3 protein-coding genes are annotated in these 14525 nt (G+C 62.2%); 1 reads left to right on the top strand and 2 read right to left on the bottom strand.

Annotated features, from left to right (window positions below; all coding sequences use genetic code 11):
- Position 1: 1 nt before the first annotated feature.
- The gene (locus CAF65_RS25155; RefSeq protein ID WP_085718701.1) at positions 2–1342 is read right to left on the bottom strand and encodes an HlyD family type I secretion periplasmic adaptor subunit; all 1341 of its coding nucleotides are present in this window, start codon (positions 1340–1342) and stop codon (positions 2–4) included.
- Positions 1343–1348: 6 nt separating this feature from the next.
- Positions 1349–3085, bottom strand: coding sequence for a type I secretion system permease/ATPase (locus CAF65_RS25150; protein ID WP_085718700.1), 1737 nt, complete (start codon positions 3083–3085; stop codon positions 1349–1351).
- Positions 3086–3760: 675 nt separating this feature from the next.
- Between CAF65_RS25150 and CAF65_RS25145 the strand changes: the two genes are divergently transcribed.
- The gene (locus CAF65_RS25145; RefSeq protein ID WP_085718699.1) at positions 3761–14287 is read left to right on the top strand and encodes a peroxidase family protein; all 10527 of its coding nucleotides are present in this window, start codon (positions 3761–3763) and stop codon (positions 14285–14287) included.
- The last annotated feature ends 238 nt before the right edge of the window (positions 14288–14525 follow it).

Raw genomic sequence — 14525 nt, 5'->3', positions numbered from 1 at the left:
CTCATTGTTCCTTGAATGAACTGTCCACACGATCGAGCATTGGTTTAAGAAGATAGCTGATCATGTTGCGTTCGCCTGTCTTGATGGTGACGCTGGCGGGCATGCCGGGGCGAATGTGATTGCTGCCAAGCAGGCCCATGCCATCGGGCGTAACTTCCACCTGAGCCAGATAGAACGGTTGCTTGTTTTCCTCGTCCATCAGGCGGTCGGCGGAGATGGTCTTCACGCGACCGGGGATGTTTGGCGTCTTGGCATGGTTGAAGGCCGGGAAGGAAATGTCCACGGGCAGGCCGGGGACCATCTTGTCGATGGCCTGCACGGGAATCATCGCGTCGACCTGCAGCGGCTCGTTGAGCGGAACGATTTCCATGATCTTGAAGCCGGGCTGAATCACCCCGCCAACGGTGGCAATGCTCAGGGCCTGGACCATGCCGTCGATTGGCGCACGGATCACCGTGTGGGTCACTTCATAGTCGAGCGCGCGCAAGCGGTCGGCCAGGGTGGTGTTTTCCTTGGCGGTTTCAGTCAGTTGCGATTCGACTTCCTTCAGGTAATCGTGCTGGCGCTGCAGGATGCGCAGCTTGATTTCGGTGGTCTGGCTACGCACGCGGGCAATGTTGTTGAGGTTCTCGGCCTGACCGGCGGAAAGCTCGGCATTGTTGCGTTCCAGCTCAAGCAGGCGGTTGCGCGGCACATAGCCTTCGGCCGTCAGCACGCGGGTGCCTTGCAGTTCCTGGTTGAGGAAGCTGATCTGCGAGGCGCGGGCGCTATAGACCTGCTGCAGGCCCTTGAGCTGCACTGCTGACGCCGCCAGGTTCTCCTGCAGGATGCTGATTTCGCCAGCGAGACCGGCGCGCCGGGTGTCCAGCAGGCGCTGTTGCAGGTCCATGGCGGCTTCCAGGCGGTGGTCACCTTTGAAGCGCTGGAGCAAATCGGGGTCGAAGTTCACCACGTCGCGGCCGTCACGTTCCGCTTCCAGGCGGTTTTCCACGGTCTTGCTGACGATGTACTGGGCGCTGACCGCACCCTCTTCGGCAGCGGCACGCAACGAGTCGAGGCGGACCACCTCCTGACCTTTTGTCACCAGATCGCCTTCACGAACGAGAATGGCCTCCACGGTACCGCCGGTGAGGTGCTGCACGGCTTTGCGATTGTTGGTGACTTTGACCGTACCTGTCGCTACCACGCCGGCATCCAGAGGTGCCAGCCAGGACCACAGGAGGAAGCCGCCGAAGCCGGCGAGCACTAGCCACACGCCCCACCGCGCGGGTTTACCGACGTCCAGATCTACCACGCTCTTGGTATCGGCTTTGATCATCTCGGTGTGTTGGCTCATTTGCATGATCGGTCACTCCCGTGCTTTGACGGAGGCTATTGGAGTCGATGCGCCTGCAGGCATCACACTGGCCTTGCGCAGCGCTGCGAATACTTCATCGCGGGTGCCGAGCATCTGCACGCCGCCGTCGCGCAGCATCAGCACCTTATCGACGGCGCAGAGTACGTTGGGACGGTGGGAAATCAGAATGACGGTGGCGCCACGGCCCTTGAGTTCGGCCAGGGCATCGACCAAGGCCTTTTCGCCGACGTCGTCGAGGTTGGCGTTCGGCTCATCCAGCACGATCAGATTGGGCTCGCCATACAGCGCGCGGGCCAAGGCGATGCGCTGCTTCTGGCCCCCGGAAAGCGGGCTGCCATCGGTGCCCAGACGGGTGTCATAACCTTGTGGAAAACGCAGGATCATCTCGTGCACGCCAGTGATCTTGGCGGCGCGGATGACCGCTTCGCTGTCCACTTCGCCAAAGCGCGCAATATTGTCGGCGATGTTGCCCTCGAACAGCTCCACGTCCTGTGGCAAGTAACCGAGCCAGGGGCCAAGTTCGCCCTTGTTCCAGGTGAATATGTCCGCGCCGTCCAGGCGTACCTTGCCGGCTTGCGCCGGCCAGACGCCAACCAGCAGGCGGGCGAGGGTGGATTTTCCCGAGGCGGACGGGCCGATAATGCCAAGGCTTTCACCGGGGACAAGGCTGAAGCCCACGCCGCGCAGAATCGTGTTGTTGGTGCCAGGGGCACCGGCATACACATTCTCCACCGCCAACATGCCCTGCGGCCGCTGCAGTGACATGCTCGGTGGCCGGCGCGGATAGTCATGCAGCATCTCGTTGAGCCGGCCCCAGGCCGAACGGCAGCCGAGCAGTTGCTTCCACGACGCGATGACCTGTTCCACCGGGCCCAGTGCGCGGCCGGTGAGGATCGAGCAGGCAATCATCATCCCCGGGGTGATTTTGCCTTCGATCGCCAGCAGCGCGCCGGCGCCGAGGATCAGTGACTGCAAGGTGATGCGCACGAAGCGTCCGGTGCTGCTGATCAAGGCGGCGCGGTCGGAGGCCATGGTCTGCATTTCCAGAATGCGCAAATGGCTCAGGTACCAGCGCTTGCTGATCGACGGCAGCATGCCCATGGCCTCGATGACCTCGGCGTTGCGTAGATTGTTGTTGGCGTATTGGGCGGAGGAGAGGGCAGCCTGATTGGCTTCGGCCAGCGGCTTCTGTGTCGCCTTTTCAGTGAGATAGGCCAGGCCCATCAGAATCAGCGAGCCGATCAGTGTGAGCAGTCCGAGCAGTGGGTGGATCAGGTAGGCGACCAGCAGGTAGATCGGCGTCCACGGTGCATCGAAGAAAGCGAACAGGGAATTGCCGGTGACGAACTGACGAACCTGGGCGAGATCTTGCAGCGCCTGGGCCGGGTTACCTCCGGCGCGGCTCAGGTTGCGCTCGAATGCTGCGGTGAAAATGCGCCGGTTGAGCTCCATGTCGAGGCAGTTGCCGACCCGGATCAGCACGCGGGTGCGGACCATTTCCAGCGTGGACATCAGCAAGAACAGTCCAACCACCAGGACAGTCAACATCGCCAGCGTCGTGACGTTGCGACTGACCAGGGCTCGATCATAGACCTGCAGCATATAAACGGCTGGCGTCAACATCATGACGTTTATGACGCCGCTGAACGCTGCCAGCGAGTAAAAACTGCGGCGCATGCGAAAGAGCGCGTCGGCCAGTTCGGAACGGATGCTCGACTGCTTGGGCATGTTGGTCCTCCCACTTCGAAAAGCCGGTTGCCCTTGTGGCGCAACAGCTAACGGTAAATGTAGTTCCTCAAACAGCTTATGCGCACGCAGGCTGGTCGCTCTGTGGATGGCGAGTCTTCCGAAATCGCTGCGTTGCTCCCTTATGCAGCAGCGTAGGTGGTGGAGTAACAATTCGAAATAACATTTCGCTCTATACCTGCACTCAACAGCCTATATGTCGTTTAAAAACAGCCAGTTGTAAGACTAAAGGACCAGTCGTCCGTTTTGGCGACGTAATATTGACAAAGATCTGCTATGGAACTTTAGTCTTAGTTATCGGGGTGGGACGCCCGCCTGAAGCTTGCCATCGCTTTGGCAACGCAAGGCGCGGTGATTCTCCCGAGAGGAGCAGAGTCATGTCGCTCATTTCGTGCTTTTTCAGAGGGACGGGGCTGTCCAGGACGTTCGCCTTCACTTCCAGATTCCATGGCCCGCCCAGGGCTCGAATCCGCTCTGCCTGATCGCCCGGCGAGCAACTCATCTCGCGAGTTCCAGGCGCGTATCCCGGGTCCCGGGTAACGCCAGATCTCTCGCCAAAAAACATGACTAACAAGCTGCGCAAGCCAGCACTTGACTTGGCGCGGGCGGATTCTCTCGTCCCGTGCCTTTACCCGGACAGATCGAGGGCAACCCAAAATGGCCAATTTCAACAAGTCGGACCTGGAGTTCATTCTCCAGCAGATTTTCATTGCGGAAGCAAACTCGGCCGGTCGGTCGCTTGTCGACCTGATACCGAACCCGGAGTTTGCTTTCGGTCTGCGTACGGTCGATGGGACGTTTAACAACCTGAGACTGGGTCAGAGCGAGTTCGGCGCAGCCGACAACATTTTCCCGCGCTTGACCACTCCAGTCTTCCGCCCGGCTGAGGCGGGCACCTCTTACACCCAGACCAGCGGCCTGGTGATCGACTCGCAGCCACGCACCATCAGCAACCTGATCGTCGACAATACCGCCAATAACCCGGCGGCGGTCGCGGCCACGTTCGATCCCGGTCTGGATGGCATACTGCTTGACAATCCCCTGACGCCCGTTAATGAGGCCGCTGACAATGTCTTGAAGCCCGGTGCGCAGGTCGTGACCGGAACCCGTACCGACGGCACGACGTTCCAGACCTTTTTCATTCCTAACCAGTCGCCGGACGTGGGACTGTCCGCACCGTTCAATCCCTGGATGACCTTCTTCGGTCAGTTCTTCGACCACGGTCTCGATCTGGTGACCAAGGGCGGCAACGGTACGGTGTTCATCCCGCTGCAGCCGGACGATCCGCTGTTCGTTCCGGGTAGCCCGACCAACTTCATGGTGTTGACGCGGGCCACCAACCTGCCCGGGCCCGATGGCATCCTTGGCACCGCCGACGACATCCACGAGGCTTCAAACACCACCACGCCATTCGTCGATCAGAACCAGACCTACAGCTCGCATCCCTCGCACCAGGTATTCCTGCGCGCCTATGAGCTCAATGCCGCCGGCGCGCCGGTGGCGACCGGCAAGCTGATCACCAATCGTGACCTGGGTGCCGATGGTGTGTTCGGCACCGCCGACGACGTCGAAATCGGTGGCATGGCTACCTGGAAGGTAGTCAAGGCCCAGGCCCATGATCTGCTCGGGATCAACCTGACCGATGCGGATGTGTTCGACCTGCCGCTGCTGGCGACCGATGCCTACGGCAACTTCATCAAGGGCCCCAACGGCCTTCCGCAAGTCGTGATGAAGGGCGCGGATGGCATTGCCGGCACCGCCGACGACGTGCTCGTCGAAGGTAATCGGGCCGCGCCAATCAGCCTGATAAACGCCGTGCGCACCGGCCACCAGTTCCTCATCGACATCGCGCATAGCGCCGATCCGACCGGCGGCCTGACGCCTGACGCGGACACCGTCATTGGCGGCCCGCAAGCGCCCGGCACCTACGACAACGAGCTGTTGGACGCGCACTACATCGCCGGCGACGGCCGGGTCAACGAGAACATCGGCCTGACCACCGTCCACTCCATCTTCCACTCGGAACACAACCGGCTGGTCCAGCAGACCAAGGACACGGTCCTCGCCTCAACGGTCGCCGGCGACCTGACGTTCCTGAACCAGTGGCTGCTGACGCCCGTCACGGCTGTTCCTGCTGATCTGTCGACCTTGAACTGGAACGGTGAGCGCCTGTTCCAGGCGGCAAAATTCGGCACCGAGATGCAATATCAGCACCTGGTGTTCGAAGAGTTCGCGCGCACCATTCAACCGCAGGTCGATGCCTTCCTTGACTTCGATGACACGATCAATCCGTCGATCGTCGCCGAGTTCGCGCACACGGTCTTTCGCTTCGGCCACTCGATGCTGACCGAGACCATTGACCGGCTGGACCCCAACTTCGTCTCCAGCGAGATCGGCCTGATTCAGGCCTTCCTCAACCCGCTGGCGTTTGCGGCCAGCGGCCCGACCCCGGAGCAGGCGGCCGGTGCCATCGTTCGCGGCTTGACCCGCCAGGTCGGCAATGAGATCGATGAGTTCGTCACCGAAGCGGTGCGCAACAACTTGCTGGGCCTGCCGCTCGACCTGCCCGCCCTCAACATCGCGCGCGGCCGCGATACCGGCATCCCGTCCTTGAACGCGGCGCGCCGTGAATTCTACGCAGGTACCGGCGACAGCCAGCTGAAGCCCTACACCAGCTGGGCCGATTTTGTGCAACACCTGAAGCACCCGGAATCGCTGATCAACTTCATCGCCGCCTACGGCACGCACGCCTCCATTACCAGCGCCACCACGCTCGACGCGAAACGCGCAGCGGCCACGCTCCTGGTGTTGGGCGGCGTCGGTGAGCCGGTGGATCGTCTGGACTTCCTCAACAGCACCGGTGTCTGGACGAACAACGCCGGAGCGGACGGTATTCTGAACACTGCAGACGACTTCACCATCTCCGGCCTGGACAACGTCGATTTCTGGATCGGCGGCCTGGCCGAGGAAAAAATGCCGTTCGGCGGCATGCTCGGCTCGACCTTCAATTTCGTCTTCGAGGACCAGCTCGAGAAGCTGCAAAACGGCGACCGGCTCTACTATCTGCACCGCACCCAGGGACTCAACTTCCTGAGCGAGCTCGAGAACAACTCGTTCGCCAAGATGGTGATGCTCAACACCGACGCGACCCATCTCCCGGCCCTCATCTTCTCGAGCCCGACCTTTACTCTCGAGGTTGACCCCACCAAGCAGTTCAACCGGAGCGTGATTGCCGGTCCGGACGGCATTGTGGGCACCGTCGACGACCTGCCTGGCAACACCGATCCCACTGGCGGCATCATCATCAACGGGGTCGTGGTCACACCGCTGGTCATTCGCGACAACCCCGCGACGGTCGGGCCCGATACCAACTACCTGCAGTACACCGGCGAAGACCATGTCGTGCTCGGCGGCACCGTCGGCAATGACATTCTCGTCTCTGGCGACGGCGACGACACGCTCTGGGGCGACGCCGGTAATGATCGCCTCGAAGGCGGCTACGGCAATGACGAGATCGAGGGTGGCGATGGCGATGACATCATCACCGACATGGGTGGCGACGACGTCATCCACGGAGGGGCCGGCAACGACGTCATCCACGGCGGCAACGGCACCAATATCATCCTCGGCGGTGACGGCAACGACTTCACCGTCACCGGCGAGGACGTTACGGAGATCTTCGCTGGCGCCGGCAATGACTTCATGCTCGGCAGCCGGCTGAACGGACAAATGATGGGCGGCGACGGCGACGACTGGATCGAGGTCGGGACCCAGGACGGCGCCCCTGGCGACAATTTCGCCGGTAACCTGCCACTGGCGTTGCTGACAGAGTTGACCGGCGGCAACGACGTCTTCGGCGGTGACGGCGGCTTCGATGAAATGATCGGTGAAGGCGGCGATGACATCTTCATCGGCAGTGAGGGCCCGGACAAGATGTTGGGCATGTCCGGGTTCGACTGGGCCACCTACAAGGATGATCGTTTCGGTGTGACTGTGGACATGAACCGCATCGTCTTCGAACAATCGGCCCTGTCGCCTTCTGTTGCAGGCGTGCATACCAAATTCGCCCAGGTGGAAGGTCTGTCGGGGTCGGTGTTCAGTGACATGCTGACCGGCGATGATGCCGACGCGATCACGATCGCCGCTGCCGGTGTCCAAGGCAGCGTGCTCACCAATATTGACCTCGTCGCCGGTCTGCGGGCGTTTCTTGGCGCGGCTGCAGCCGGCCCGGACGGTATCCTGGGCACGGCAGACGATCAGTTCGGCGCGGGCAACATCCTCCTCGGCGGTGGTGGCAGCGACATCATCGAAGGCCGCGGCGGTGACGACCTGGTCGACGGCGACATGTGGCTGAATGTGCGCATCAGTGTGCGCCAGAACCTTGACGGAACCGGGCCGGAGATCGCCACCTTCGACAGCATGGAGCCCATGATCCCGTTCATGCTCAATGGCACCTTCAACCCCGGTCAGTTGGTCATCGTCCGCGAGATCCTGACGGATGCTCCCGCCTTTGACACGGCCTTGTTCACTGGCAACCGACTCGACTATACCGTCACCACTGTGGGCGGCGTGACTACCGTGGTCGACAGCGTCGTCGGGCGCGACGGCACCGACCGCCTGACCAATATCGAGCGGCTGCAGTTCAACGATCAGTCGCTCACCCTGCCAGGCGGGGTCGGGCTCAACAACGACCCGCTGGGCTTGCTGACCATACTCGATGCCGCCAGCAACACTCCGGACGCTACACCGACCACGGGTCAACTGCTGAGGGTATCGGCTGCCGGCGTGACTGATGCGGACAACGTCGCTACCGGCGATGCGATCGCCGGACCGATCGCCTTCTTCTGGCAGTTCGAAGCGATTCCGGGCTCAGGCGTCTTTCAAGACATTATCCGTCTTGTCGACGGCGGAGCAGCCTCGCAGCGTATGTCCGGGCCGACCTTCAGGGTGACCCCGGATCTCGCCGGGCTGGAATTACGCGTCAGGGCCGTCTACAAGGATCAAAATGGCGTGCTCGAGACAGTGTTCTCTGCTCCAACCGCAGCGGTCGTAGCCGGCGTTGCTCCACCACCGGCAGCCCCGCTGCCGGTCGAGACTCCGGTCGCCAGTACCGGTGTGCACTATATCCGGGCCGATCTGCAGTTCATTCTCGATCAGATTCAGATCGCGGAAAGGAATGCGGCCGGTGAGGATCTCCTCAGCATGCTACCAAATGCACGGGTGGGTATGGGCCTGCGCACGGTCGATGGGTCGTTCAACAACCTGGTGACGGGTCAGAACGAGTTCGGTGCAGCCGACACGATCTTCCCGCGACTGGTTCCGGCGCAGTTCGATACGGCGGAGGCGGGCACCACTTACGCCCAGACCAGCGGCCTGGTGAACGACTCGCAGCCGCGCACCATCAGCAATTTGATCGCCGACAGCACCGCCACCAACCCGGCGGCGGTCGCGGCCACGTTCGATCCGGGCCTGGATGGCATCCTCGGCACGGTTGACGATGTCTTGAAGGACGGTGCGCAGGTGGTTACTGGAACCCGTACCGACGGCACGACGTTCCAGACCTTTTTCATGCCTAACCAGGCGCCGGACCTGGGCCTGTCCGCACCGTTCAATACCTGGATGACCTTCTTCGGTCAGTTCTTCGACCACGGCCTCGACCTGGTGACCAAGGGCGGCAGCGGCACGGTGTTCATCCCGCTGCAGCCGGACGATCCGCTGTTTGTTCCGGGTAGCCCGACCAACTTCATGGTGTTGACGCGGGCCACCAACCTGCCCGGGCCCGATGGCATCCTTGGCACCGCCGACGACATCCACGAGGCTTCAAACACCACCACGCCGTTCGTCGACCAGAACCAGACCTATACCTCGCACCCTTCGCACCAGGTGTTCCTGCGCGCCTACGAGTTCAATGCCGCTGGCGCGCCGGTGGCGACCGGCAAGCTGATCACCAATCGTGACCTGGGCGCCGATGGCCTGTTCGGCACTGCCGACGACGTCGAAATCGGTGGGATGGCCACCTGGAAAGTGGTGAAGGCGCAGGCGCGCGACCTGCTTGGCATTGATCTTACCGATGCCGACTTCGACAACGTGCCGCTGCTTGCCACCGATGCCTACGGCAATTTCATCAAGGGCCCGAACGGCTTCCCGATGGTCATGATGACGGGCCCGGATGGTATTCCGGATACCGCCGATGATGTTCTCGTCGAGGGTAATCCGGCGGCGCCGATCAGCCTGGTCAATGCCGTGCGCACCGGCCACCAGTTCCTCATCGATATCGCCCACACTGCCGTTCCGGTGGATGGTCAGACTGGCGCAGCGCTCCTGCCTGATGTAGACACCGTTGCGGGCGGCCCGGTGGCCGCGGGCTTCTACGACAACGAGCTGCTCGACGCGCACTACATTGCCGGCGACGGCCGGGTCAACGAGAACATCGGCCTGACCACCGTCCACTCCATCTTCCACTCGGAGCACAACCGTCTGGTCCAGCACACCAAGGATGTGGCCATCGCCTCCAACGATGTCAACTTCCTGAACCAGTGGCTGATGCCCGATGCCCAATTGTTGGTATTGCCAACAACCGCGGCTGAGATCGCTGCCCTGCACTGGAACGGAGAGCGCCTGTTCCAGGCGGCGAAATTCGGTACCGAGATGCAGTACCAGCACCTGGTGTTCGAAGAGTTCGCGCGTACCATTCAGCCGAACATCGATGCCTTCATTCCTGAACACCAGAATTATCAAACCGAGATCGACCCGGCGATCGTCGCCGAGTTCGCGCACGCGGTCTACCGCCTCGGCCACTCGATGCTGGTCGAGACCATCGACCGGCTGGACCCCAACTTCGTCTCGAGCGATATCGGCCTGATTCAGGCCTTCCTCAATCCGCTGGCGTTTGCCGCCAGCGGCCCGACCCCTGCGCAGGCGGCCGGTGCCATCGTCCGCGGCGTGACGCGTCAGGTCGGTAACGAGATCGATGAGTTCGTCACCGAAGCGGTGCGCAACAACTTGCTGGGCCTGCCGCTCGACCTGCCCGCCCTCAACATCGCGCGCGGCCGTGATACCGGGCTTCCGACCCTGAACGAGGCGCGTCGTGAGTTCTTCACCGCAACCGGCGACAGCAACCTGAAGCCCTACATCAGCTGGGCCGATTTGGTGCAACACCTGAAGCACCCGGAATCGCTGATCAACTTCATCGCCGCCTATGGCACGCACGCCTCCATTACCAGCGCCACCACGCTCGATGGGAAGCGCGCCGCGGCCTCTCTCCTGGTGTTGGGCGGCGCCGGCGAGCCGGCGGACCGGCTGGACTTCCTCAATAGCACCGGCGCCTGGGCGAGTGGCCCGACCGGCGTCACCATCACCGGTCTGGACAACATCGACCTCTGGATCGGCGGCCTCGCCGAGGAAAAAATGCCGTTTGGCGGCATGCTCGGCTCGACCTTCAACTTCGTGTTCGAGAACCAGATGGAGAAGCTGCAGAACGCCGACCGCTTCTACTACCTGGATCGCAACGCGGGGCAAAACTTCGTCACCGAGTTGGAGAACAACTCGTTCGCGAGACTGGTGATGGCCAACACCGATGCGACCCATCTCCCGGCCGTCATGTTCTTGACTCCGGCCTTTACCCTTGAGGTCGACCCGACCAGGCAGTTCAACGAGAGCGTGATCGCAGGTCCAGACGGCATAGTAGGCACCGTCGACGACCTGCCCGGTAATACCGATCCTGTCGGCGGCAGCGCCCTGGTTCCGCTGGTGATTCGGAACAATCCCGCGACGGTCGGCGCCGATACCAACTACCTGCAGTACACCGGCGAAGACCATGTGGTGCTCGGTGGCGCGGCCGGCAATGAGACTCTCATCTCTGGCGACGGCGACGACACGCTCTATGGCGACGGCGGCAATGATCGCCTCGAGGGTGGCAACGGCAACGACTTCATCGTCGGGGGCGATGGTGACGACATCATCAGCGACATGGGCGGCGACGACACCATCCACGGTGGCGACGGCAACGACGTCATCCACAGTGGCAACGGCCTGAACCTGAACCTCGGCGGCTTCGGCAAGGACTTCATCGTCACCGGTGAGGACTCCTCGGAGGTCTTCGGCGGCGCGGGCGACGACTTCATCATGGGCAGTGTCGCCGACGAACAACTGATGGGTAACGAAGGTGACGACTGGATCGAGAGAGGAACCGCCGATGGCGCTCCCGGCGACAATTTCGACCCGAACGGGCTCGACCCGATACGCGGCAACGACATCTTCATCGGCACCGGCTCGCCCGACAGATTCATGGCCGAAGGCGGCGACGATATCATGTTCGGCAACGGCGGCGCGGGGGACCGTTACCTGGGTGGCTCCGGTTACGACTGGGCCGGCTTCAAGGACGACCCGTTCGGCGTGTCCGTCGACCTGGGCCTCGCCGATATCGCTCTCGCGCCGCCACTGCCGGAGTTGGCCGCAACTGTGGCTCGGTTCCGTCAGGTGGAAGGTCTGACGGGATCGCACTTCAGCGACATCCTGCGCGGCGATGATGCCGATGCCACCGTGATCGCGGCTGCCGGTGCCCAGGGCAGCGTGCTCACCAACTTCGACCTGGTCAGCGGCCTGCGCTCGTTCGTCGGCGCCGCTGCTGCTGGCCTCGACGGCATTGTGGGCACGGCAGACGATCAGTTCGCCGCCGGCAATATCATCCTCGGCGGCGGCGGCAGCGACATCATCGAAGCGGGTGGTGGCGATGACCTGGTCGACGGTGACAAGTGGCTCAATGTACGTATCAGCGTGCGGCAGAACATCGATGGTACCGGGCCGGAGATCGCAACGTTCGACAGCATGGTCCAGTTGGAGCCGCTCATGCTCAACGGCACTTACAACCCCGGCCAACTCGTCGCCGTCCGTGAGATCCTGACGGATGCGCCTGACCCCCTTAACCCTGGCCATTCCTTCGATACGGCCTTGTACACCGGTCTTCTGGCCGATTACACAGTGGTCCAGAACGCCAACGGCACCGTTACGGTCACCGACAGTGTCGTTGGCAGGGACGGGATCGACACCCTCAGCAATATCGAGCGGCTGCAGTTCGCCGATCAGACGCAGGTCCTGGTGACGGGCTTGAACGCCGAGCCGGTGGGCTTGCTGAGGATCAGCGATGGCACGCCGGCCGTTGGCCAAGTGTTGACGGTATCGGCGGCAGACATCACTGATGCCGACAATCTCACTCTAGGCACTGAGATTACCGGTCCCATCGCCTTCGTATGGCAGGTCGAAACGAACCCGGGCACCGGTATCTTCGACGACATTGGTATTGCGCTCGGCGGTGGACTGGGAACCGCGACCGGCTCGACCTTCACGGTGACCGCGGCTGAGCTGGGACTGGCGCTGCGCGTCAGGGCCATCTATCAGGACAGCCACGGCGTGCTGGAAAGCGTATTCTCGGCGCCGACCGCGCCAACTGCGCCGCTCGGCGGCAGCCCCGCCAACTTCCTGCCGGTTGGCACGGTGCTGATCAGCGATACGACCCCGACGGAAGGCTTGGCCCTGACCGCCACGGATGCGTTCACCGACGCCAACGGAGTTGGGGTGGTCACGCATCAGTGGCAAGTAGGGGGGATCGGCGTGCCCTTCACGGACATTGCCGGCGCGACAGGCTCGACCTTCACGCCGACTCAGGCGCAGGTCGGATTGAGCCTTCGCGTTGTCGCTAGTTTCACCGATGGCCTCGGCACGCTTGAGCGAGTCATCTCTGCCGCAACGACAGTGGTCGGTGAAGTGTTTGTCGGTACCGCCGGTGTCGACATCTGGACCGGCACGGCAGGCGACGACATTGCCAGCGGAGGTGCTGGCAATGACATCCTGAACGGCTTGGGCGGCAACGACATCCTCAATGGTGACGAGGGCAATGACGTGCTCATCGGCGGTCTTGGTGCCGACACGATGGCCGGCGGTATTGGCAACGATATCTACGAAGTCACTGACGCTGGGGACGTGGTGACCGAGCTCGCCGGTGGCGGCATCGACGAGGTCTGGACCTCGCTCGCGCGCTACACCCTGAGTGCCGACGTCGAGAATCTGTTTTTCGGCGGCAGCGGCAACTTCGCGGGCGGCGGCAACGTGCTCGACAACACGATCGTGGGCGGTGCGGGTAACGACATCCTCATCGGTGCCGCAGGTGCCGACACGATGGTCGGCGGTGGCGGCAACGATATCTACGAAGTCACCGACCTTGGGGACCAGGTGATTGAGGCCGCCGGTGGTGGTGGCGACACGGTCTGGACCTCGCTCGCAAGCTACTCCCTGGGAGCCGACGTCGAGAATCTGTTTTTCGGCGGCAGCGGCAACTTCGCGGGCAACGGCAACGTGCTCAACAACGAGATCGCGGGCGGTGCGGGTAACGACGTCCTCATCGGTGGCGCAGGTGCCGACATGATGACCGGCGGTGGCGGCAACGATATCTACGAAGTCACCGACTCTGGGGACCAGACGATCGAGCTCGCCGGTGGCGGCATCGACGAAGTCTGGACCTCGCTCGCGAGCTACACCCTGAGTGCCAACGTCGACAAGCTGTTTTTCGGCGGCAGCGGCAACTTTGCGGGTACCGGCAACGAGCTGGTCAACACGCTTATGGGCGGTGCGGGTAACGACATCCTCACCGGTAACGGAGGCGCCGATACGATGGCCGGCGGTGGCGGCAACGATATCTACGAAGTCACCGACCTTGGGGACGTGGTAGGCGAGAACCTCGGTGACGGCAACGACACCGTCTGGACCTCGCTCGCGAGCTACACCCTGGGTGCCAACGTCGAGAATCTGTTTTTCGGCGGCAGTGGCAACTTTGTGGGCACTGGCAACGAGCTGGCCAACACGATCGTGGGGGGGGCAGGTGACGACTTCATCGTCGGCGCTGGCGGTAACGACGTGATGAGTGGCGGCGTGGCCGGCAACGATACGTTCGTGTTTGGTGCCGCGGGTTTCGGCAACGATACGGTCCTGAACTTCTTGGCCAATCCGGGCACAGGGCACGACTTGCTCGATCTCAGGCCGATGGGGATCACCAGCGCGACGTTCGCTCCCAGCCTGACCATAACGGCAGACGGGGCGGACACGGTGGTCGGGATCGGAGCGGACTCCATCCGCCTTGTGGGTGTCAACAGCGCGGGCGTTGATCAGACGGACTTCATCCTGGCCACTTGAGGTTTTGGTCAGTACTGTCGCAAGAGGGCAATAAAAGAAGGGAGGGCAATGGATGCCCTCCCTTTTTCCTCCCACTCAATTGCCTCATGAGTGCATTCGGTGTGGGAATTCAGTGAGGGCCGAATCGACAAGGTTTTGCAGCGATTGCGATGATCATGACGTTGCGAGCTGCTCTCGCATAATCGGAGACGTTCTTCTATTTTTCCGGCGTGAAATAGCTCTTTTCAATAGCTTTGCG

It is taken from the genome of Pseudomonas sp. B28(2017), assembly GCF_002113025.1.
Taxonomy (GTDB): domain Bacteria; phylum Pseudomonadota; class Gammaproteobacteria; order Pseudomonadales; family Pseudomonadaceae; genus Aquipseudomonas.
The sequence above is the reverse complement of the archived record's forward strand: the minus strand, read 5'-3'. Positions and strand labels throughout refer to the sequence as shown.

Bases quoted from the DNA above. Each gene is read 5' to 3' on its own strand.
- CAF65_RS25155 (WP_085718701.1), bottom strand. From the start codon at position 1,342: ATGCAAATGAGCCAACACACCGAGATGATCAAAGCCGATACCAAGAGC.
- CAF65_RS25150 (WP_085718700.1), bottom strand. From the start codon at position 3,085: ATGCCCAAGCAGTCGAGCATCCGTTCCGAACTGGCCGACGCGCTCTTT.
- CAF65_RS25145 (WP_085718699.1), top strand. From the start codon at position 3,761: ATGGCCAATTTCAACAAGTCGGACCTGGAGTTCATTCTCCAGCAGATT.